Here is a 20,671-nt window from a genome sequence, read left to right as displayed (position 1 = left end):
GATGCCGCCGACAGCGGGATCAGCGGCCGGGGGCGCCGCGCGCCGATAGGCGCGTGAGAAGCAGGACGGTGAGCAGCGCGCCGCCGCTGAGGTGGCCGAGCCATTCCACCGCGCCATAACCCCATCCGAGCGCGACGCCGGCGACCGGATAAGCGAGCAGCAGGAGGAACAGGCCGGTGCGGCGCAAGCCGACAGCGGTTTTCGCGGGAAGCTTGCGGCCGAGAAGGTCGCGCTGGTGCCGGTCGCGCGCGGCGCAAAGCATCATGAAACCCGCGAAGGCGAGCAGGAAGAGCAGGAGATGGATCATACCGCCTCCGTACCCGGCACGCCGCGCGCGGACGATCCGCGCGCCGCGGTCTTACGCCGCCCCTGTCCGCTTGGCCGGCGCGCGACCTTGAGCGCTGCCCAGCCAAAGCCGGCGGCGATGAGGAGCATCGCGCCGTCGAACGCGGCAAAAACGCTGTCGCCGGCGGCAAGGCTGGCAAAGAGCGACCGGTCGGTGGTCAGAGCGTTGACGACGGGCACCAATGCAAAAGCGAGCGCCGTCGCCGACAAGGCTTCGAGCCAGGCGCGCCGGACGGGCCGCGCCATCGCCCATATCGCCACCGCCCCCCAGGCGATGAACATGCTGTCGATCTCTTGGTCGCTGCGACCGGCGATGCCGAGCGGCAGCAGACGGTTGGCGAGGAAGTAGACCGCGATGCCGAACGACAGGCCTGCGATCGCCGCGATGTTCAGCTTTTCGACGAGCCGGAAACCGAAATGCGGCCGTTCGGGATCGGGAAGCTTCGCGCGGCGCTTCACCGTCCACAGGACCAGACCCGAGGCGACCATCACGCAGCCCGCCAGTCCCGACAGGAAATAGAGCACGCGCAGCAGCGGCGAGGCGAAGCGGCCGGCGTGGATGCCGATCATCGTGTCTTCGGTCACCGTCGCGGCGCCCGACGGGTCTTGCGCGCGGACCGGCCGGCCCGTCACCCCGTCGAAGGTCAGCGAACGCAGGGCGATCGACATGCCCGCATCGGGCGCGCTCGACACGATGACCTGCGCCGAACGATCGCCCGGGTTGAGGATGCGTACGCTGCCCACTGCGGTTCCCCAGCGCCGCTCGGCCTGCTCGACCATCGGCCCGATGGGAGCAAGCGGCGCCGGTCCAGCCTTTTCCGCGGGCACGGGCCAGGGCGCGGTCTCCTCGAAGAATTTACCCTCATCGGTGTAATTGGCGGCGATTCCCCACGGCATATAGTGCGTCGCGAGGCTGACAAGGCCAGTATAGGTGATCATCAGGATGAAGGGCAGAAACAGCACGCTCGACGCATTATGCGCATCGAGCCAGCTCCGCTGGCCCTTGCCGAACCGGAGCAGGAAGAAATCCGCCAGAATCTTCTTGTGCGTGACGATGCCGCTGAGGATCGCAACGAGCATCGCCATCGCGGCGATGCCGACCAGCCAGCGCGCCCAATACCAGTTGATATAATGAAGATCGTAGTGAAAGCGGTAGAGGAACCAGCCGCCCAGCGTCTCGCGCGCGAAAACCTCGCTTCCGGTGCCGTCGAGGCGCGCGCTGGTCGGCGCGTCGGCGGGGGCGTCGGGTCCGTTCGCCCAATAGAGTTGCAGGCCGGCGGCGCGCTTCCCCGTCGAATAGATCGACCATTCGCTGCCGCCGGGCGCCTCACGCTGGAGCCATTCGGTCGCCGCGACAAAGCCGCTCGCCGGATCGGCGGGGACGCTGTGCACCTCGGGCGTCATCCAGCGCGTGATCTCTTCCTGAAAATAGGCCGAGGTCCCGGTCACGAAGATGGCGAACAGCAACCAGCCGAGCAGCAGCCCAGTCCAAGTGTGCAGCCACGCCATCGATTGCCGGAAGCCGCCCTTCACAGCCGGCCTCCCGTGGAGATCAGCAGCCAGTCGGCGCCGCCCGCGACCAGCCCGGCGGCGACCAGGCCGATCCACAGCCGCGCGACCGAGCGGACCGCGAAGGCGGTCATGGCCAGGCCCGCGAAGATCGCGAAAGAGAGCATCGTCGCAGCGATAGAGGCCTGCGCCCCGCCGCCCGGCAACAGCCGCGCGATCAGCATGGTCAGCGCGCTCGTGACCGCATAGTTGAGCGGCACCGCGGCCAGCGTACGCGCCGCGATGTCGCGCCACCTTGCGCCGCGCCAAATCCGGTTCACCTTGCTCATGGCGCCCCTATCGCAACATTGCGACTGACTCGCAATAGCCCGCTCCATCGTCAGAAGCGCCGGCTGATCGTCAGGCGCCAATTGCGCGGCTCGCCGGGCGTCACGCGCGTGATGCAGCAGGCGTCGGGATAGTAACGCTTGTCGAAGATGTTGTTGACGTTGATCCGCGCTTCCCATCCTTCGAAGGCATAGGAGAGCCCACCGTTGACGAGGACATAGTTCTTGAGGACCATCATCGGGTCCTGCCAGGGATAGGCGAAGCTGTCATATGTGTAGCGATTGCTGTTGTAGAGCAGCCCGAGGTTCGCGCCGAGCCCGGCGAGCGGCCCCGACGGCACCGTATAATGACCGAACAGCGTCGCATTATGTTTCGGGATATTGGGCAGCGGCGTTCCGGGCGGCGAAAACTCATCCTCGATGTAGCGGCCGCGGATATAGGTGTAGGCGAGATCGACGCCGAAGCCGGCACCGGGGCGCCAGTGTAGTTCAAGCTCGGCACCTTTGGCGCGTTGCTTGCCCGAGACGATCGAGAAAAGCGGGAACTGCGGGTCGGTCATCAACACATTGGTTCGCGTCAGCTGATAGAGCGCGACCGTCCCGGCGAGGCGCGCTTCGGCGAGGTCGAACTTCGCACCCGCCTCGATATTGCGGCCGCGCTCGGGCGGCGCCTGCCCGATCACCGACGGATTGCCGTCGTCGCCGACCTCCAGCACGATCTGCGAGCCGAATTGCGGCGTGAAGGATTTGGCGTAATTGGCGTAGAGCGAAACGCCGGGCACCGCCTCCCAGGTCGCGCCAACGCGCGGCGAGAAGGCGGTTTGCGGTTCGCCGTTGAACTTCGCCCTGTCCCACCGCCCGTTGAGCGTGAGCGTCAGACGGTCGCCGATTTCGATATGGTCCTGGACGTAAAAGCCCAGCTGGCGGCCCGTGTCATGCCCCGAATAAGGTGCCGGCGTCGGGACGAGCGGCGCCGAATAGTCGGGATCATAGACGTTGAGCGCGAAATGCGTCTGGTCGAAATCGCCGTCGCCCTCATAGCGCGAATCGGTCCGGCGATAGTCGATGCCGCCGAGCAGATTGTGCCGGAGCGGCCCGGTGTCGACCTTCCAGCTCAGCCGGCTGTCGGCGAGGAAGGATTTGAAGGTCTCGTCGTACGGACCATAATAGAAGCGCCCGATCGTCGTCCCGGTGCCCGCGATCGGATTGCCGTCGCCGTCGAGTTCTTCGTCGAGAAAATCGCCGGCGAACATCCAGCGATCCCAAAAGGTCGTGCGGTGCATGTAGCGCGCGGTCGCGTTCAGCTTCAACCGGTCGGTGAAGCCATGCTCGAAGATCGCGCTGATCGTCTTGCGGTTCTCGTTCTGCACCGCCTTCTCGTCGCCGTCCTCGCCGACCGCGAAATCGAGCGGGAGGCGGTAGCCGCCTTCGAGCGGGAAGACGGTGCCATAGGCGTTGAGCGGCGCCCAGGGATTGTCGCGATCGCGCTTCAGCGTGCCGATCAGCGTAAGCCGCGTGTCGGGGCCCGGCCGCCAGCTTAGCGACGGCTGGAGATAGAGGCGGTTGTAACCGGCATTGTTCACGAAGCTGTCGGAATCGCGATAAAGCGCAACGAAACGCGCCGTGACCGCGCCGTCCCGATCGAGCCGCATATTGGCGTCGATCGCCCCCTCGACCAGATTGTAGGATCCGGTCGAGAACTGGACGTCCAGAAAATCCTGGGTGTCGTCGGGCCGCTTGCTTACCAAATTGACGATGCCGCCGAGCGGGCCGCCGCCGAACAGCGACGACGCCGGGCCTTTGACCACCTCGATCGATTGCAGCCCTACGAGTTCGTTGTTGCTGCCGCCCCCGCCGGACTCGTTCAGCAATCCGTCGAGATAGACGCTGCCATAAGCCGCGTCGAAGCCGCGGAGCGAGTAGGCGTCGTAAAAGCCGTAGGTGCTGCTGCGCGCCGCGCCGGCGACCGAGAAAAGCGCATCGGCGAGGCGGGTCACGCCGCGTTCGCGGAGCTGCTCGGCGCTGATGACCGAGATCGCCTGCGGCAGTTCGGCGAGCGGGATGTCGGCCTTGCCCGAATTCACCTCGCCGGCAAATCGCTCGCCGGTCACAACGATCGTGTTTTCATTGCCCTTCGAAGCGTCCGTCTCGCCCGCCGTTTCGGCAACGGCTAGCGCGGGCACGAACGCCGCCGAAAGCACGAGACAAGCCATGAATTTCCGCATGATGAACCCCTTCCCCCGCGGCCGGAACAGCGATTGCCTGCAATCAGAAGCGATAGCCGACCGTTCCCATCACATTGCGCGGGGCGCCGACGAAACAGTCGCCGCGCGCGAGGCAGGAGGCGAAATATTTGTTGTTGAGCAGGTTCGTGGCGTTGACCGCGAAGCGCCAGTTGTTCCAGTTGATCTCGGCCAGCGCGTCGACCGTCGTGCGCGACGGCGTGACGATCGACCAGACGTTGCTGGTCGAGATGCTCTTGCCGCTATAGACGACGCCCCCACCGAGGCGCAGCTGCGCTTCGTCCGGAAGGCCGAAGGTCTTCGTCGACCAGAGCGATGCGGTGTGGCGGGGCATATAGTCGAGGCTGGTGTTGGTTTCCGACTTTAGCTTCGCATAACCATAGTTGGCGAGCAGTTCGAAATCGCCCGGCAGCGTGTGACTGGCCTCGATCTCGAAACCCTTGGTGTTGAGAACGCCCGACTGGCTGGTCGAGTTGCCGGCGCCATAGAGGACGCGATTTCGCTCCCTGATCTTGAAGACGGTGGCGGTGACCAGCGTGTTGATGTTCGGCTGCCACTTCACGCCGGCTTCATATTGCGTGCCGGTCTGCGGCCGGTAGGGCGAGATGGGATCGCCGTTGATGTCCTGAATCGAACCCGCGACCGGCAGGAAGCTTTCGGTATAGCTGAAGAAGGGCGAGAAGCCCGCGCCGATCTCTCCGATGATCCCGGCGCGGAAGGTGGTGGCATTGTCCTTCTGCCCCGAAGAGCCGGTGACGCGGTCGCGGCGGGCGCCCAGCACGACGGAGACCCGGTCGTAGAAGCGGATCTGGTCCTGCACATAGATGCCAAGCTGCTTCTGGCTTTCGACGAAGAACGGGCCGGTGGGATCGTATGTGCCCATCGCGTCGTAATCGATGTCGTAGAGGTCGATCAGTTCGAACCCGCTGGCGCTGCGCTTGGCCACCTTGTTCCAGCTATAGTCGAGGCCGACCAGCAGCTTATGTTCGATATTCGCGCCGGTGTTGAAGTTGAACTGGACGTTGTTGTCGGTCGAAAAGACGTTCATCCGCGCGTCGTTGGCGCCGACATACAGGCCGATGGTGCGGCCATAGGTGCCTTGGGCAGCATAGGGCAGGAACGGGTCGGTCGGGTTGGTATAGCTGTCGGTGTAGCGGGTGTTATATTCGAGGTCACTGTCGATATAGCGCGCCTTCAGGCTGACGCGGATATTGTCCGAGAAACTGTGGGTAATCGATCCGCCGCCCTGGAGCGAGCGACCGGCATAGCGGTCCTCTCCGGGTTTGCCGACGAAGGTGTAGCGGTCGAGCTTGCCCTGCGGATAGGCGGTGTTGGGGCGGAAGGTGCCGACGATCGGCAGGAATTGCGAGGTCGAGCCAGTATCGTCCTCCTGATAGAGGCCGGTCAGCACGATGTCGGTGTCGGGGGTCGGTTGCCAGCGGATCGAGGGCGCGAACATGACGCGGTCGTCAGGGACATGGTCGACATAGGTGTCGGCGTCGCGCGCGCGGCCGGCGAAGCGAACGGCGAGATTGTCGGCGAGCGCGAGGTTGACGTCGCCGAGCACTTCCTTGCGGTCAAAGCTGCCATAGACGAGGTTGAGTTCGCCGCGCGTGTCGAAATCGGGCGTCTTGCTGACGAGGTTGACGATGCCGCCAATCGAGCCCTGCCCGAATAGCACCGAGGCGGGGCCGCGCACGATCTCGACGCGCGAGAAATTATACGGGTCCGAGGTGATCGAGGCATAATAGGAGAAGATGTCGCGCATGCCGTCGCGGAACTGCAGCGCATCGAGTCCGCGGACGTTGAAGCCGTCGACGCGGGTGTCGCGGCCATAGGGGTTGGCGAGGACGCCGGCGGCATATTTCACCGTATCGCTGATGCTGATCGCGCCTTGGGCCTGATACTGCTCGGCGGTGATGACCTTGACCGGCTGCGGCAGCTCCGTCAGCGCGGTGTCGGTCTTGGTTCCCGCATAGCCGGTGACGACGATCGCGTCCTCGCCGGAGCCCGCATCGGCTTCGGCGGAGGCGGCGGCATCCGCCGCTCCCTCGCCCGCCCAGGCCGGATTGGCGGCAAAAGCCAGCGTGGCAGCTCCGCAGAGCGCGATCATTCGGAAGGTCATGGCATTTCCCTTTTTGCGACTCAATCTCAATTAGCGGCGGCAGCTAGAGCGAATAGGTCGCAATAGCAAGCTAGTAATAATCGTTTGCAATAGGGCACGCCTGCGGCCACACAGCGGTCAGCACACCGTCCGGATTGTCCGGAAACAGGGAGACCCCCCATGAAAAAGACTTTCGCCGCGCTGATCGCCTTCGGCTTCCTTGCGTCACCCGCAACGGCTCACGAGGTCTGGGTCGAACGCGACGCCGCCGGCCCGGCGCGCATCTATCTGGGCGAACCCGCCGATCCGGTTCCCGAAGCCGGCGATCCCGAATTTTCGAAGCTGACCGCGCCGCGCCTGATCGGAGCCGACGCGGCGCTGGTCCGCCGCGCGAACCATATCGAAGCAGCGGTAACCGGCACCGGCGACGTCCGCCTGACCGACGACAATGTGTTCGCGCCGTGGGAGGCCGAAGGCGGCAAATGGGAAGGTGTGATCTATTACGCCCGCGCCGGCCGCGCCGAAACCCGGTCGGCGCTCGACCTCGAGATCGTTCCGACCGCTGCCGGAGCAAACAGCTTCGCCGTCCATTGGCTCGGCAAGCCGCTGCCCGGTGCGAAGGTCACGGTGATCAACGCCGACCGCTGGCAAAAAAGCTTTGCCGCCGACGACCAGGGCCGCATCGACGTCCCGGTGACGGGCACCGGCCGTTATCTGCTGTCGACCTCGCACGAGGTCGAGGGCGCCCGCACGCTCGGCGGCAAGAGCGTCGCGAAGACCCACCATATCTCGACGCTGACCTTCCGCACGCCATAGCGGCGCGGGAAAGGCGTTCGCAGGACCCGCCCTAGAACCAGAATTTCACCCCGGCGACGAAGCTGACGCTGTCGGCATCGTCGCCGTCGGCGCGCGCGAAACGCGCGGTGTCGCCGACTTTCCGCGCCCATTCGACGCCAACATAGGGCGCGAATTCGCGCACGATCTCGTAGCGCAGCCGGAGGCCGAGTTCGACATCGGACAGGCCCGAGCCGATCCCGCTTTCGGGGACGTCCTGCGCCGCGAAATTCAATTCGGCCATTGGCTGCAGGATCAGCCGCTGCGTGATGCGCTGATCATAATAGCCCCCGATCCGGGCAAGCAGGTCGCCCTTGTCCGACAGGAACAATGCGCCCTCGACCTCGAACCAGTAAGGCGCGAGCCCCTCAAAACCGATCGCCGCATAGGTGCGGTCGGGCCCGGGGCCCAGATCCTGCCGGACACCCGCCTGCGCGTTGAAATAGGGGCCGATCGCGCGGCTGTAGAGGAGTTGCATCTCGGCGCTCTCGACGCCTTCGCCGAACACCGTCTCGCCCTCGCTCTTGATCGTCAGCCGATTGATGTCGCCGCCGTACCATGCCTCGCCTTCCCAGCGGAAACCGTCGCGCCCCTTGCGCGCCTGATATTCGGCGAGGTTGAGGCTGACGAAGCCGATCGTCTGCGCGCCATTTTCGGCCATCATCGCATGGCGCGCATGCTCCATCTCGCCCGCGGGGAAATAGCGGTCGGCATACCAGTCGCCGGGGGGCGGCGGCGCGGGCGCGTCGCCCGCGGGCAGGTCGGTGCCGGTAGCATCCGTCTGCCCGGTCTTCCCGGCCGACTTTGGCGTGCAATGCCCCATCGCCGCATGTTCGGGCGGACAGGCGGGATCGGACGCCGGCGCGCCATGATCCATCGCTTTCATGTCCGGGTCTGATGTTTTTTCGGCCGGCGCGCTTTCGAGCGTGCAATGCCCCATGGCGGCATGCTCGGGCGTGCAGGCCGGCGCTTCGGGTGCGGGTTTCGCCGCGGGCTGCGAGCCGTGCATCGAATGATCCATCGACTGCGCGGCAGCCGGCACCGCGAAAAGGAACGGCGCGATGCCCGAGAGGAGGAGCGCGATCCGGGTCATTCGCCGTCTCCCCGCGGACGGACGCTGACGACGCGCATCATCCCCGCGTGCATGTGATAGAGAAGGTGACAGTGAAAGGCCCAGTCGCCGAGCGCGTCGGCAGTGAAGTCGAAGGTCGCGATCCCGCCCGGCTGGACGATCACGGTGTGCTTGCGCGGTGCCCGATCGCCCTTCCCCGTCACCAGTTCGAAGAAATGGCCGTGGAGGTGGATCGGGTGGCTCATCATCGAATCGTTGATCAGGTTCACGCGCACCCGTTCGCCCTCGATGAAGGGGATGGGCTCGTGATGGTCGGACATCTTCACCCCGTCGAACGACCACATGAAGCGTTCCATATTGCCCGTGAGATGGATGTCGAGCGAACGGCCGGGCGCGCGGGTGTCGGGATTGGGATCGAGCGCGACGAGGTCGTGATAGGTGAGCACCTTGTGCCCGACATCCTCGAGCCCCTGCCCCGGCTCGCCCATCCGGTCGACGGGCATGGGGGAGATCGACTGGACGCTCGGGTCGCGTTTGACCTGCGGCGCGACGCTGAAGTCGCGCATGCTGTGCTGCATTGCGGTTCCGCCCGCCGCGCCGTGCGCGCCATGATCACCGGCCGCTGCATCGGCCGGTGCGGGCGTGCAATGGCCCATCGCCGCATGTTCGGGCGCGCAGGACGCATCGCCGGCGGACGCGCCGTGCGCCATCGCTCCCATCCCCATGTCCTTCATCGTCGCGAGCGGGCGCTCACGCAGCGGCGGCACCTCGGCCGCCATGCCGGCGCGCGGCGCCAGCGTCGCGCGCGCCATGCCCGACCGGTCGTTGACCTCGGCCACGATCGTATAGGCGCGGTCGCCGGCGGGGGTGACGATAACGTCATAGGTTTCGGCGACCCCGATCTGGAACTCGTCGATCTCGGTCGGAACGACATTGAGGCCGTCGGCCTGCACCACGGTCATGCGGAGCCCGGGGATACGGACGTTGAAGATCGACATCGCCGACGCGTTGACGATGCGCAGCCGGACGTGTTCACCCGGCGCGAACAGCGCGGTCCAATTGTCGCGCGGACCATAGCCATTGACGAGGAATTGATAGGTCGAACCGCTGACGTCGGCGACGTCGGTCGGGTCCATCCGCATCGCGCCCCATTCGATGCGCTCCTTGAGCGGCTGGTCCTTGCCCGCGAGCAGGCCCGACAGCGTCTGGCGCTGCATGTTGAAATGCCCCGGATTGACCTTGAGCTTGCGAAAGATCGCCTCGGGCGACAGCCGGCTGTGGTCCGACAGGACGATCACATGCTCGCGGTCATATCCGATCGGGTCGGCGCCCGCGGGATCGATCACGATCGGGCCGTAATGGCCGAGCTGTTCCTGCAGGCCCGAGTGGCTGTGATACCAATAGGTGCCCGACTGGACGACGGGAAATTCATAGACGAAGGTCGATCTGGGCTTGATGCCGGGAAAGCTGACCCCCGGCACGCCGTCCATCTGGAACGGCAGGATCAACCCGTGCCAGTGGATCGAGCTGTCCTCGTCGAGATCGTTGACGACGGTGAGGCGGGCCGTCTGCCCTTCGCGCAGCCGCACCAGCGGCCCCGGGATGGTGCCGTTGATCCCGATCGCCCGGCTGACCTTGCCGTCGATGCGCATCGTCTGCCGTGCGATGCGCAGCCGGATGTCGTTCCCCGCAACCGTCGGCAGCGTCGAGGCGATCCCGGGCGATACCGGCTGCGCCCAGGCCGGATACCATGCCGCCAGCGCGGCGAGCGCACCTCCGCCCAATGCCCCGTTCACGAACCCGCGCCTGTCGATCTGCATAAGAATCCCGGTAATCCTGTTTCTCTCCAAGGTCATACGCGAAGTGGACGCGCACCCCTCACATCAATTTTCGCCGAGCATCGCCCGCAGCTTGGTCCGGGCCCGGTACAGGCGCGTTTCGACGGTCTTTTCGCTGACCTGCAACAATTCGGCGGCTTCCGACTGGCTGAGTTCCTCGACGCCGCGCAGGATCAGAACCTCGCGCAAATTGTGCGGCAATCCGGATATCGCCTTTCGCACCCGCGCAAGCTCTTCGCGGTCGGCGGCGTGGACGTCGGGCGCGGGTCCGTCCACCGCCACGTCATGCGCTTTCTCGAGCGGCAGCGCACGCGTGAAAAAAGATCGCACCGCACGCCGCCGCGCCCAGTCGCGGCATTTGTTGAGCGCGATGCGCGAGATCCATATCCGGAACGGCCGGTCGCCGTCGTAACGCTCGATCGCGGCGAAAGCCGAAACGAAGGTTTCCTGCGACAGGTCCATCGCCTCGTCGGCATCGCCGACATGGTGACGGATGAGGCGGAAGACCGGCGCCTTGTAGCGCGCCAGCAGCTCGCGATAGATATCATCCCGGCGGGTGTGCGCGAGCGCGGCGAGCTCGCGGTCGCTACATTGCGCTAGCTCGACGCTCACCTCGCATCGGCGGTCAGGGCCTTGACCACGGTCCTGTCGAACATGGCGGCCTGATCGTCATCGAGCACGGCGCGCATGGCGAACAGATGCTGGAGCGTCTCCTTCTGCAGCTGCCCCATCACCTTGTGGGTTTCGTCGATCGCTGCGGTGACGCGCGGGCCATAGCCATGCTCGGCCTCGATCGCCTGCGCCAGCCGGATGTTCGCCGCGCGCATTTCAAGCTCGAGCGCCTCGCGCCGCGCGGCGAATCGCGCCTCGATCGCATCGAGCTTGCGCTCCTGTTCGGCCGACAGCTTCGCCTCACGGTGCAGCAGCGCGTGGAGTTCGGTTTCGCTGGCCCGCGGTGTATCGACGAGCATGCGGCCGATGAACACGCCCGCCAGCGCGGCCAGAAAGGCGATAAAGCCAACGATCAGGATGCGGCGCAGCGGCGTCATCAGCGCGAATCCAGCAGCGTCGACGGCGCGAGCGGGCTCGCGGGGACGAGCGGTGTTAGCGGGCTTGCCGCCACGGCCGCCGGCGCAAAGGCGCTGCCGGCGATAATTCCGCCGCCCAGCGACACCAGCGCGGCGAGCGCGATCGTGCGGCGCATGGCGACCGCTTCCCGCCGCCGCGCCGCGAGCGCTCCGAGAACGCGCGCGTCGAGGCCGTCGAGCGCGGCCGGCGTCGCCGCCGCGTTCAGGATCCGAAGTTCGTCGTCCATGCCTGTCCTGCTCGTCCTTTCAAAAACCTATACGCGCGCTGGCACGCCGCCCCTCAACGGCCGCCGATCGGGAGATGATTTTTCCAAGGGTTGTCTCCGCCCCGTGCGTAATAGCCGGGACAGCATATATCGGGAGTTCAATATGAAATATACGCTTTTGCCTGCCGCCGCGGCCCTGCTCGCGCTGGCCTCGCTGCCCGCCCCGGCCCTCGCGCACGCCAAGCTGGTCGGATCCACCCCGGCGGCGAACGCCACCGTGTCGAAGGTGACCGCCGTCAGCCTGAAATTCAACGAAAGGCTGATCGCCTCCACCGTGAAGGCCGAACTGGTGATGACCGGCATGCCGGGGATGAAGGACCATCCGCCGATGCCGATCGCCTTCACCCCCGCAATGGGCAAGGACGGCGCTTCGATGACGCTGAAACTCAAGCGCGCGCTCGTCCCCGGTACGTACAAGGTAAAATGGTCGGCCGCGGGCGCCGACACCCACCGCATGGGCAGCGAATTCGGCTTCACCGTCAAATAGGTCCGTGACCGACTCCGTCCTGATCGGCGTTCGCTTCGCCCTTTACGCCGACCTGATGCTTCTCGTCGGACTGGCGGCCTTTCCCTTCCATGCCCTCCGCCGGGAGGAGCGGCGGGATCCTCAGGTCGTGGAGGTCTTGTTCGCGCCCCAGTTCTGGCTCGCGTCGCTCGGATTGATCGCATCGCTCATCGGTATGGTGGCGCTTACCGCGAGCATGCAGGGGGTCACCGTCTTCGCGGTCGATCCCGCGATGCTGGTGATGCTGATCGGGGAAACCGACGTCGGCGCGGCGTGGATCGTCCGCCTCGCGGCGCTCGGGACCGCGCTCGCGGCCGCGTCGCAACTCGGCCGGCGACCGGCCGCCGCCGCCGCGACGATCGTGATTGCCGGATCGGCGGCGCTCGCGACGCTGGTCTGGGCCGGGCACGCCGGCGCGAGCGAAGGACTGACCGGAGCAATCCACCGCCTCGCCGATGCGGCCCACATGATCGCCGCCGCCATATGGTTCGGCGCCATCGCCGCTATTCTGATCCTGCTGCGGCCCGGCGACGGCATCGCTGAAGAGCGGCTTGCCTTGACGGCGCGCAGCCTCGACCGCTTCGCAAGCACCGGCACGGTCTGCGTGCTGGTCATCGCGGCGACCGGGCTGGTCAATGCGCAGATCATTGTCGGCGCGAACAATATCGGCCGCGCCGTCGCGTCGTCCTATGGGCAGCTTCTCGGCGTCAAGCTGCTGTTCTTCGCCCTGATGCTGGCCCTTGCCGCCGCAAACCGCTGGCGGCTGACGCCGGCGCTGTCCTCCGCCCGCGTCGAAGGCGATCCCGCCGCGGCTCTCCGCGCCATGCGGCGCAGCCTCGCGATCGAGATATTGGCCGCCACCGCGATACTGGCGTTGGTGGCGTGGCTCGGCATGCTCGAACCATTGCCGGTATGAGAGCCGGCGAAAGCCGCGAACGATCGGCGTTGGTGCCCCTGGCCGGACTCGAACCAGCACTCCTTGCGGAACCGCATTTTGAGTGCGGCGCGTCTACCAATTTCACCACAGGGGCATGCACCAAAGCGCGGCGCCTCCCCTAAGGCGAAGCGCCATATTTTGCCAAGCTATTTCTTGAGCTCTTTCGCCAGCGTCTTCGCGGTCGTCTTGCCATAGGGCGGCTTGAAACCCGCGAGCCCCGCGACGTCGAGCTTCGGCTGGCGATAGACGGCGCGCGCGTGGCTGAAGGTGCGGAAACCGTCGACCCCGTGATAATTGCCCATGCCCGACGGCCCGACCCCGCCGAAGGGCAGATCCTCCATCGCATTGTGAAAGAGCACATCGTTGACCGTGACCCCGCCCGAGATCGTCCGCGTCAGCACGCGGTCCTCCTCGCTCTTGTCCTGCCCGAAATAATAGAGGCCGAGCGGACGGTCGTTGGCGTTCACATAGTCGATCGCTTCGTCGATATTCTTGTACGTCTTGACCGGCAGCACGGGTCCGAAGATTTCCTCCCGCATCACCTTCATATCGTCGGTCGGATTGCGAACGATGTGGAGCGGCATCTTGTGCCCGTTGGCGCTCGCGAAATCCTCGTTCCCCGGGTTGACCTCGATCACCTCGGCGCCCTTGTCGCGCGCATCGGCAAGGTAGGATTGCAGCCGGTCGTAGTTCCGGCCGTTGACGACCGACGTATAATCGTCGTTCGCCAGCAGGGTCGGATAGAGCGCGGCAGCGCCCTTCGTCACGCTGTCGATCACCGCGTCTTCCTGATCCTCGGCGACGAGCAGATAGTCGGGCGCGAGACAGATCTGTCCCGCGTTCATCATCTTGCCGAGCGCGACCCGCTGACCGACGAGATCCTTGTTCGCGCTGCGCCCGATGAAGGTCGGCGACTTGCCGCCGAGTTCGAGCGTCACGGGGACGAGATTATCGGCTGCGGCGCGCATGATATGGCGGCCGACGCTCGTCGCGCCGGTAAAGATCATATGGTCGAAGGCGAGCTTCGAGAAGGCGATCCCGACTTCGGCGTCGCCGGTGAACACCGCCATCTCGCTTTCGTCGAAATAGTCGGGCACCAGCCGCGCCATCAAGGCCGAGACATTTTCCGTAAACTCGCTGGGCTTGATCATCGCGCGGTTGCCCGCGGCGAGAATGCCCGCCATCGGAACGAAGACCATGCCGACGGGGAAGTTCCACGGCGCGACGACGCCGACGACGCCCTTCGGCTGATAGACGACCTCGGCCTTGGCGCCGAGCAGGCCGAGCGGAAAGGTGGGCTTGCGCTTCTCGCCCTTCGACCAGGCGGCCATATGCTTCTTGGCATGCTTGAGCGCGCTGACCGAGGGCATGATGTCGGTCATCAGCGTCTGGTCTCGGCTGCGATGGCCGAAATCCTCGCTCACCGCCTTGGCGAAATCCTCGGCATGGTCGACAAGCAGCGCGATCGCGCGGTCGATGCGGTCGGTCCGCACCGCGAGGCTTTCGGGCATGGCGGCGGTGAAGCTCGCCTTCTGCGCCGCGAGCACCTCGTGCATCCGCGCCGTTTCGCCGTCGATTCCCGTCGCCATAGCCTTCCCCTCCATTTTCGTCCGTCAGATCATGCCGGAGATCGAGTTGCAAGATGAAACTTGCAAGCCTAACTTGTCAAACTTGTCATTCCCCTCGGGTAAAATAATACCCGTCGCCGGAAATGCGCCCCGATGACTGGCGAGCGGCGGCGTAGATTGCAAGCGGCGGAGTGGTTCGAGTTCGTCATCCAGGAACCACGCTAATCCGCCGCGATATTGTAGGAAAGCGATTTTCTGCCAGCCAGTCGGGTTGAAGGATAGCGGCTTTGGGGTGGGGAGCCGTCATCCCCCTTTCGTCATCCCGGGCTTGACCCGGGATCCCGCTTTTGATGGACAGAGCAGGTTTCGATCTCAAGCGGGACCCCGGATCAAGTCCGGGGTGACGATATAAGAGACGGCAGCTCCCGCCCGAAACCGCCCATGCTCCGCCCTCTTTCGCACGTGCAGCATTTCGGCTAGTCCATTCGCCGAACCTTCTTTCCCCACCGGAGTCTCTCGATATGACCGCCACCGATCCCGTCGTCTTCCTCTCCTATGCGCGCACCCCGATGGGCAGCATGCAGGGCAGCTTGTCGGACGCGAGCGCAACCGACCTCGGCGCGACCGCGGTGAAGGCGGCTGTCGAGCGCGCGGGCGTTTCGGGCGACGACATCGAGCGCATCTATATGGGCTGCGTGCTGCCCGCCGGGCTCGGCCAGGCGCCGGCGCGCCAGGCCGCGATCAAGGCCGGCCTGCCCAAGTCGGTGCAGGCGACGACCGTGAACAAGGTGTGCGGTTCGGGCATGCAGACCGTGATCATGGGCGCCGAGGCGCTCGCCGCGGGCAGCATCGACCTTGTCGTCGCGGGCGGCATGGAATCGATGACCAACGCGCCCTATCTGCTCAAGAAGCACCGCGGCGGCGCGCGCATCGGCCACGACACCGCCTATGACCATATGTTCCTCGACGGGCTGGAGGATGCCTATGACGCCGGCCGCGCGATGGGCACCTTCGCGCAGGATACCGCCGACGCCTATCAGCTGAGCCGTCAGGCGCAGGACGATTATTCGATCGAATCGCTGAGCCGCGCCAAGGCCGCGATCGCCGACGGCGCCTTCGCCAGTGAAATCGCGCCGGTCACCATCTCCGGCCGCAAGGGCGATGTGGTCGTCGACACCGACGAAGCGCCGGGCAAGGGGATGCCCGACAAGATCCCGACGCTGAAGCCCGCCTTTGCCAAGGACGGCACGATCACCGCGGCGACCAGCTCGTCGATTTCGGACGGCGCCGCCGCGGTCGTGCTGACGCGCCAGTCGGTTGCCGACGCCAAGGGCGCGAAGCCCGTCGCGCGGCTCGTCGCGCACGCCGCGCACGCGCAGGAGCCCAAGGATTTCACCGTCGCCCCGGTCGGCGCGATCAACAAGGTGCTGGCGAAAGCCGGCTGGTCGATCGGCGACGTCGACCTGTTCGAAGTCAATGAAGCGTTCGCTTGTGTGGCGATGTTCGCGATGCACGACCTCGGCATCCCGCACGACAAGATCAACGTCCACGGCGGCGCGACCGCGCTCGGCCACCCGATCGGCGCCAGCGGCACCCGCATCATCACGACGCTGATCGCGGCGCTTCAGCGCCACGGCAAGACCCGCGGCATCGCGAGCCTGTGCATCGGCGGCGGCGAAGCGACCGCGGTGGCCGTCGAACTGGTCTGAAATCATAATCGGCGAAGGTTGCACGGCGCCGTCGCACGACGGCGCCGTTTCGTCGCCCTCTCGCGACAAATTGCGACACTAATGACCTGAAAATAAACGCCGCATTCCGGATCGGTTCAAACCGACTCGCCTAATCCTTTTCCTGTCATCGGGCAGATATCCCCTCCCCCTGACGGATTGAAAAGGAATGGCACAATGAAGAAGATGAAATTTCTCACCGCCGGTCTGATCGCCGCGATGATGGTTCCGGCCGCAGCGCACGCGCAGACCCGCGATATCCGCGAAGACCGCCGCGACGTTCGCGAAGAGCGCCGCGAGTATCGCGACGCCATACGTCATGGTGACCGCGGCGACGTCCGCGAGGAACGCCGCGAATTGCGCGATGCGCAGCGCGACCTTCGCGACAGCCGACGCGACTGGCGTCGCGACACGCGCTACCAGAATTATCGCGCGCCCTTTCGTTATCAGCAGTTCCGCGTCGGCTCGACGCTGCGTTCGAGCTATTACGGACCGGCCTATCGCCCCGCGTGGGACAGCCGCTGGGGCGTGCCGCGGGCGGGTCGTAACCTGACCTACGTCCGCCACTATAACGACTTGCTGCTCGTCAATGCGCGGAACGGCAAGGTCGTGCGGGTCTATCGCAACCATTTCCGGTGGCGCTGACCGCTAAAGACGGAAAAGGGCCGGACGAGCGATCGTCCGGCCCTTTTTTTTACGACGTTGGATGGCGGCTTTGGGGTGAGGAGGGGACGCTCTCTGTTCGTCATCCCGGGCTTGACCCGGGACCCGCCTTCGTCCTGCCCGACGTCGAAAAGGATAAGGCAGGCCCCGGGTCAAGCCCGGGGTGACGAGTAATGCGATGTCCGCTTCCGATCGAATCCGGTCGTCGGTCCCGGGTTGCTCAATCGCCCCAGATATGATCGGTCTGGATCCAGCCCTTGCGGCCCTGGACGTCGAACAGGCACCAGCCGTTCTTGCAATCGCTGATCCGGCCGACGACGCCGGGCTGCGCGCGGTAGGCGACCGCGGCCGAGACGCCGGCATCCTCGCGCATCGGACGGATCTCGCCGGTGACGATCGCGGTACGCGTGCGGCTGAGGAGACGCGCCGCCATCCAGCCTTGCGTGCCGTCGGGATCCTCGACCTTGCGCCAGTTTTCGTGGCGGGCGACGACCTTTACCGGCAAATCCTTTCGCCGATACTCCCACATCACGGGCACGTGGGGCGACGGCCCCTTGCGCATCCGCGCCTGGTCGACGCTGATCGACGCCCAATAAGGCAGTTCGACATCGGGTTGCGATTGCGCGGCGGCCGGTCCCACACTGGCCATCAGCACGGCGGCGGCGAATATATGGCGGCTGGTCATGGCTTTGCCTTGTCAAACTCATATCCGCATTTCAACCGCTCACCGCGCAAAAGGCTGCGTTCATCCCCAGCCTTTTCACTTCCCCCGCTCTCGATCCCGTCGGGACAGGCTCTTGACCGCCGCGCCGCGCCGCGCTCTATCGGCGGCCATGCCCGATTCCTCTCGTCCCAAGCGCCCGCGCGTCATCGTCACCCGCCAGTTGATGCCGCATGTCGAGGCGCGGATGGCCGAATTGTTCGATGCCCGGCTGTCGGCGCATGATCACGCGTTCACCCGCGACGAATTGAAGGCCGCGGTCGCCGATTGCGACGTGTTCGTGCCGACCGTGACCGACGAGATCGACGCCGAGGTCGTCGCCGCGGCGGGCGAACGGCTGAAGCTGATCGCCAATTTCGGTGCGGGCGTCGATCATATCGACCTCGCCGCCGCGCGCGCCAAGGGCATCATGGTGTCGAACACGCCGGGCGTCTTTACCGAAGACACCGCCGACATGACGATGGCGCTGATCCTCAGCGTCCCGCGCCGCCTCGCCGAAGGCGAGAAATTGATGCGGTCGGGACAGTGGCAAGGCTGGGCGCCGAGCACGATGCTCGGCCACCGCGTCGGCGGCAAATTGCTCGGGATCATCGGCATGGGGCGCATCGGGCTTTCGGTTGCGCGGCGCGCCCGCGCCTTCGGCCTATCGATCCATTATCACAATCGCAAGCGGCTGCCCGAAGCGATCGAGGAGGAACTCGGCGCGAGCTATCATGCGAGCGTCGACACGCTGCTTCGTATCAGCGACGTCGTCACGATCCACTGCCCGCACACGAGCGAAACGCACGAGATGGTGAGCGCGGCGCGCATCGGCGCGATGAAGCCGACCGCCTACCTCATCAACACCGCGCGCGGCGAGATCGTCGACGAAAAGGCGCTGATCGCGGCGCTGCAGACCGGCCGCATCGCGGGCGCCGGGCTCGACGTCTATACGCACGAGCCCGCGGTCGACCCCGCGCTGCTCGCGCTCGACAATGTGGTGCTGCTCCCGCACCTCGGCTCGGCGACGATCGAGGGGCGCGAAGCGTCGGGCGAAAAGGTCATCGCCAATATCCGCGCCTGGTGCGACGGGCATCGCCCGCCGGATCAGGTTCTCGAGGGGTGGGCCTGACCCCTCGTCAGCGCTGGCTACATTTGAGGTCGATCACCCGCATCGCCAGATCGCTCGGATTTCCGCCTTCGCGCTCGACCTCTTCATCGATGCAGCGCTGCCGCGGCGTGCGCCGGTCGGCGCTCTGATCTTCACGCATCATTTCCAAAAGCGCCGCCAGTTCGCGCCGCTCGACGTCGCTCAGGTCGCTGGGCTTTTTGGCGCCGCTGTGGAGCAGCTCATAATTGCGCCACGCCCGTTCGGCGGGCGTTTCCGCCTGCGCGGCGCCCGCGCCGAGCGCCAGCGCCGCGGCGACCGCCGCCATTCGCCAGATGCGCTTCATGCCACCGCGTCCCGTCTCTTCTCGCTAATGGGAAACCCTCGTCAGTCCCCCGTCAAAATCCGGTCGACAAGCTGCTTCACCGTCGGGGTGAAATTGTTCGAATAAAAGGGATCGGTCTTGAAGTTGAACGCGGCGTGGCCCGCGAACATCAGATTCTGCTCGACGTCGCCGCCGTGCGCGATGTCCTGCAGCGTCTTCTGAATGCAGAAGCTGCGCGGGTCGGCGAGGTAGCCGGTCGAATAATCGTCATGGTCCTTCCACGACGAAAAGCCGCAATGCGACAGGCAGCCCATGCAGTCGGCCTGATCCTTGCGGATCATCGCCTTGTCGGGATCGGTCACGAAGACGACCGTATTGTCGGGGGTCTTCAGTGCCTCGGTATAGCCTTCGGCGAACCAGTCGCGCGCGCGGGCGCGATCGTGCGGGGTGACCCAGAAATTCTTGCCCTTCACCCCCACGTCGAGCTGGACGATATGGTCGCCCGCTTCCTGCTTCGAATAGGGAATCTGGCGTTCCGAGCGCGCTTCGAGGTCGCGGAGGAACGGGTTGCGCACCGCGCTCGAATAAAAACCGGTCGGCGAGAAACGATGCAGCAGCACGTCGCCGTCGTCGAGCGTGCGCAGACGATCCTTCCACTGCTGCGGGATCGGGCTTTCCTCGGTCAGCAGCGGCCGCGTGCCGTACTGGAAGACAATCTGGCCGAGTTCGGGATTGTCGATCCAGTTTTCCCAGTCGCGCAGATACCAGACGCCGCCCGCCATCACGATCGGCACATCGTCCGCGATCCCCTCGGCGCGCATCGTTTCGCGCACCGCGGCGACGCGCGGATAGGGGTCCTGCGGGACCAGCGGATCTTCGGCGTTCGACAGGCCATTATGGCCGCCGGCCAGCCAAGGATCCTCATAGACAACGGCGCCCAGCAGATGCGGGACCTTGCTGTAAGCGCGCTTCCACAGCGCGCGAAAGGCGCGCGCCGAGCTGATGATCGGCAGGTAGAGGACATTGTGGCGCGCGGCGATTTCGCTGAGCTTGTACGGCATGCCCGCGCCGCAGGTCACGCCCGCGACAAGGCCTTTGGTCCGTTCCAGCACGCCTTCGAGGATCTGCTGCGCGCCGCCCATTTCCCAGAGCACGTTGATGTTGATCGCGCCCTTGCCGCCCGACACGTCATAGGCGCGCTCGACCTGCGCGACCGCACCCTCGATACCGTATTGGATCAGTTCCTCGTGGCGTTCCTTGCGCGTCAGCGCGCGGTAGATTTGCGGAATGATCTTGCCTTCGGCGTCATAGCTGTCGGCGTTGACCGCCGAAACAGTGCCGATGCCGCCCGCCGCGGCCCATGCGCCGCTAGACATATGATTGGTCGCCGACACACCCTTGCCGCCTTCGACCAGCGGCCAGACTTCACGCCCGCCGTAAAGGATGGGCTTCAAACCTTTGAACACTCTAAACCTTCTCTTTCTCCGCCGATCCGCGCCCGCGAACCAGCCCC

20 protein-coding genes and 1 tRNA gene are annotated in these 20,671 nt (G+C 65.6%); 6 read left to right on the top strand and 15 right to left on the bottom strand.

The features are described from left to right. Window positions 1–19 precede the first annotated feature (19 nt). Genes VFG17_RS20960 through VFG17_RS20940 form a run of 5 tightly spaced genes read right to left on the bottom strand, consistent with a single transcriptional unit; the run spans window position 20 to window position 6,548 of the window. On the bottom strand, window positions 20–307 hold the full coding sequence (locus tag VFG17_RS20960) for a DUF3325 domain-containing protein (RefSeq protein WP_325031301.1): 288 nt from the start codon (window positions 305–307) through the stop codon (window positions 20–22). Further along, window positions 304–1,878, bottom strand: coding sequence for a PepSY-associated TM helix domain-containing protein (locus VFG17_RS20955; protein WP_325031300.1), 1,575 nt, complete (start codon window positions 1,876–1,878; stop codon window positions 304–306). The genes VFG17_RS20960 and VFG17_RS20955 overlap by 4 nt, the downstream gene beginning before the upstream one ends. Then, complete coding sequence (locus tag VFG17_RS20950) at window positions 1,875–2,183, bottom strand: hypothetical protein (protein ID WP_325031299.1); 309 nt, start codon at window positions 2,181–2,183, stop codon at window positions 1,875–1,877. The genes VFG17_RS20955 and VFG17_RS20950 overlap by 4 nt, the downstream gene beginning before the upstream one ends. 50 nt (window positions 2,184–2,233) lie before the next feature. After that, window positions 2,234–4,405, bottom strand: coding sequence for a TonB-dependent siderophore receptor (locus tag VFG17_RS20945; RefSeq protein ID WP_325031298.1), 2,172 nt, complete (start codon window positions 4,403–4,405; stop codon window positions 2,234–2,236). A 43-nt stretch (window positions 4,406–4,448) separates the two neighbouring features. Then, entirely contained in the window at window positions 4,449–6,548 is a 2,100-nt protein-coding gene (locus VFG17_RS20940; RefSeq protein WP_325031297.1) for a TonB-dependent siderophore receptor, read from the bottom strand. A 159-nt stretch (window positions 6,549–6,707) separates the two neighbouring features. Here VFG17_RS20940 and VFG17_RS20935 point away from each other — a divergent pair, with 159 nt between their 5' ends. Beyond that, window positions 6,708–7,343: a DUF4198 domain-containing protein gene (locus tag VFG17_RS20935; protein ID WP_325031296.1), complete on the top strand. Its 636-nt coding sequence runs from the start codon at window positions 6,708–6,710 to the stop codon at window positions 7,341–7,343. Window positions 7,344–7,374: 31 nt separating this feature from the next. Here the strand turns inward: VFG17_RS20935 and VFG17_RS20930 are convergent, their stop codons facing one another. The 5 genes from VFG17_RS20930 to VFG17_RS20910 are packed head-to-tail and all read right to left on the bottom strand — an operon-like array spanning window position 7,375 to window position 11,586. After that, window positions 7,375–8,454 (bottom strand): copper resistance protein B, encoded by a 1,080-nt coding sequence (locus VFG17_RS20930; protein WP_325031295.1) that lies wholly within the window; start codon window positions 8,452–8,454, stop codon window positions 7,375–7,377. After that, window positions 8,451–10,259, bottom strand: a complete 1,809-nt coding sequence (locus tag VFG17_RS20925) for a copper resistance system multicopper oxidase (protein WP_325031432.1) — start codon at window positions 10,257–10,259, stop codon at window positions 8,451–8,453. The genes VFG17_RS20930 and VFG17_RS20925 overlap by 4 nt, the downstream gene beginning before the upstream one ends. A 57-nt stretch (window positions 10,260–10,316) precedes the next feature. Next, entirely contained in the window at window positions 10,317–10,883 is a 567-nt protein-coding gene (locus VFG17_RS20920; protein ID WP_325031294.1) for an RNA polymerase sigma factor, read from the bottom strand. Continuing rightward, window positions 10,880–11,320, bottom strand: coding sequence for a periplasmic heavy metal sensor (locus tag VFG17_RS20915; protein ID WP_325031293.1), 441 nt, complete (start codon window positions 11,318–11,320; stop codon window positions 10,880–10,882). Before VFG17_RS20915 ends, VFG17_RS20920 begins: the two co-directional genes overlap by 4 nt. After that, window positions 11,320–11,586 carry a hypothetical protein gene (locus tag VFG17_RS20910; protein ID WP_325031292.1) on the bottom strand — a complete coding sequence of 89 codons (267 nt, stop codon included), beginning with the start codon at window positions 11,584–11,586 and terminating at the stop codon, window positions 11,320–11,322. The genes VFG17_RS20915 and VFG17_RS20910 overlap by 1 nt, the downstream gene beginning before the upstream one ends. A gap of 142 nt (window positions 11,587–11,728) precedes the next feature. On the opposite strand from VFG17_RS20910, the gene copC reads away from it, so the two are divergent. After that, window positions 11,729–12,112 carry a copper homeostasis periplasmic binding protein CopC gene (gene copC / locus VFG17_RS20905; protein ID WP_325031291.1) on the top strand — a complete coding sequence of 128 codons (384 nt, stop codon included), beginning with the start codon at window positions 11,729–11,731 and terminating at the stop codon, window positions 12,110–12,112. A 4-nt stretch (window positions 12,113–12,116) separates the two neighbouring features. Continuing rightward, window positions 12,117–13,046, top strand: coding sequence for a copper homeostasis membrane protein CopD (copD, locus tag VFG17_RS20900; protein ID WP_325031290.1), 930 nt, complete (start codon window positions 12,117–12,119; stop codon window positions 13,044–13,046). 30 nt (window positions 13,047–13,076) lie between these two features. On the opposite strand, the gene VFG17_RS20895 is transcribed toward copD, so the two are convergent. Together VFG17_RS20895 and VFG17_RS20890 are read right to left on the bottom strand one after the other, a co-directional pair. Further along, window positions 13,077–13,161, bottom strand: a tRNA-Leu gene (locus tag VFG17_RS20895). A gap of 52 nt (window positions 13,162–13,213) precedes the next feature. Continuing rightward, entirely contained in the window at window positions 13,214–14,656 is a 1,443-nt protein-coding gene (locus VFG17_RS20890) for a coniferyl aldehyde dehydrogenase (RefSeq protein ID WP_325031289.1), read from the bottom strand. 500 nt (window positions 14,657–15,156) lie between these two features. Between VFG17_RS20890 and VFG17_RS20885 the strand changes: the two genes are divergently transcribed. Beyond that, entirely contained in the window at window positions 15,157–16,344 is a 1,188-nt protein-coding gene (locus VFG17_RS20885; RefSeq protein WP_325031288.1) for an acetyl-CoA C-acyltransferase, read from the top strand. Between the two features lie 195 nt (window positions 16,345–16,539). Next, the gene (locus tag VFG17_RS20880; protein WP_325031287.1) at window positions 16,540–17,007 is read left to right on the top strand and encodes a hypothetical protein; all 468 of its coding nucleotides are present in this window, start codon (window positions 16,540–16,542) and stop codon (window positions 17,005–17,007) included. A 238-nt stretch (window positions 17,008–17,245) separates the two neighbouring features. Here VFG17_RS20880 and VFG17_RS20875 read toward each other — a convergent pair whose 3' ends face one another. Continuing rightward, on the bottom strand, window positions 17,246–17,710 hold the full coding sequence (locus VFG17_RS20875; RefSeq protein ID WP_325031286.1) for an SH3 domain-containing protein: 465 nt from the start codon (window positions 17,708–17,710) through the stop codon (window positions 17,246–17,248). A 148-nt stretch (window positions 17,711–17,858) separates the two neighbouring features. Between VFG17_RS20875 and VFG17_RS20870 the strand changes: the two genes are divergently transcribed. After that, window positions 17,859–18,857: a D-glycerate dehydrogenase gene (locus tag VFG17_RS20870; protein WP_325031285.1), complete on the top strand. Its 999-nt coding sequence runs from the start codon at window positions 17,859–17,861 to the stop codon at window positions 18,855–18,857. Between the two features lie 7 nt (window positions 18,858–18,864). Here the strand turns inward: VFG17_RS20870 and VFG17_RS20865 are convergent, their stop codons facing one another. Then, window positions 18,865–19,179: a hypothetical protein gene (locus VFG17_RS20865; protein WP_325031284.1), complete on the bottom strand. Its 315-nt coding sequence runs from the start codon at window positions 19,177–19,179 to the stop codon at window positions 18,865–18,867. A 41-nt stretch (window positions 19,180–19,220) separates the two neighbouring features. Further along, window positions 19,221–20,624: an NAD(P)H-dependent flavin oxidoreductase gene (locus VFG17_RS20860; RefSeq protein ID WP_325031283.1), complete on the bottom strand. Its 1,404-nt coding sequence runs from the start codon at window positions 20,622–20,624 to the stop codon at window positions 19,221–19,223. Window positions 20,625–20,671 lie beyond the last annotated feature (47 nt).

Source organism: Sphingopyxis sp. (assembly GCF_035686825.1).
Classification (GTDB): domain Bacteria; phylum Pseudomonadota; class Alphaproteobacteria; order Sphingomonadales; family Sphingomonadaceae; genus Sphingopyxis.
Note: the sequence above shows the minus strand (reverse complement) of the source record. Positions and strands in the feature narration are given on the sequence as shown.

What these genes read in the sequence shown, in the direction of transcription:
- VFG17_RS20960 (WP_325031301.1), bottom strand. Translation starts at nt 307, where the DNA reads ATGATCCATCTCCTGCTCTTCCTGCTCGCCTTCGCGGGTTTCATGATG.
- VFG17_RS20950 (WP_325031299.1), bottom strand. Translation starts at nt 2,183, where the DNA reads ATGAGCAAGGTGAACCGGATTTGGCGCGGCGCAAGGTGGCGCGACATC.
- VFG17_RS20945 (WP_325031298.1), bottom strand. Translation starts at nt 4,405, where the DNA reads ATGCGGAAATTCATGGCTTGTCTCGTGCTTTCGGCGGCGTTCGTGCCC.
- VFG17_RS20940 (WP_325031297.1), bottom strand. Translation starts at nt 6,548, where the DNA reads ATGACCTTCCGAATGATCGCGCTCTGCGGAGCTGCCACGCTGGCTTTT.
- VFG17_RS20935 (WP_325031296.1), top strand. Translation starts at nt 6,708, where the DNA reads ATGAAAAAGACTTTCGCCGCGCTGATCGCCTTCGGCTTCCTTGCGTCA.
- VFG17_RS20930 (WP_325031295.1), bottom strand. Translation starts at nt 8,454, where the DNA reads ATGACCCGGATCGCGCTCCTCCTCTCGGGCATCGCGCCGTTCCTTTTC.
- VFG17_RS20915 (WP_325031293.1), bottom strand. Translation starts at nt 11,320, where the DNA reads ATGACGCCGCTGCGCCGCATCCTGATCGTTGGCTTTATCGCCTTTCTG.
- VFG17_RS20910 (WP_325031292.1), bottom strand. Translation starts at nt 11,586, where the DNA reads ATGGACGACGAACTTCGGATCCTGAACGCGGCGGCGACGCCGGCCGCG.
- copC (WP_325031291.1), top strand. Translation starts at nt 11,729, where the DNA reads ATGAAATATACGCTTTTGCCTGCCGCCGCGGCCCTGCTCGCGCTGGCC.
- VFG17_RS20890 (WP_325031289.1), bottom strand. Translation starts at nt 14,656, where the DNA reads ATGGCGACGGGAATCGACGGCGAAACGGCGCGGATGCACGAGGTGCTC.
- VFG17_RS20885 (WP_325031288.1), top strand. Translation starts at nt 15,157, where the DNA reads ATGACCGCCACCGATCCCGTCGTCTTCCTCTCCTATGCGCGCACCCCG.
- VFG17_RS20880 (WP_325031287.1), top strand. Translation starts at nt 16,540, where the DNA reads ATGAAGAAGATGAAATTTCTCACCGCCGGTCTGATCGCCGCGATGATG.
- VFG17_RS20875 (WP_325031286.1), bottom strand. Translation starts at nt 17,710, where the DNA reads ATGACCAGCCGCCATATATTCGCCGCCGCCGTGCTGATGGCCAGTGTG.
- VFG17_RS20870 (WP_325031285.1), top strand. Translation starts at nt 17,859, where the DNA reads ATGCCCGATTCCTCTCGTCCCAAGCGCCCGCGCGTCATCGTCACCCGC.
- VFG17_RS20865 (WP_325031284.1), bottom strand. Translation starts at nt 19,179, where the DNA reads ATGAAGCGCATCTGGCGAATGGCGGCGGTCGCCGCGGCGCTGGCGCTC.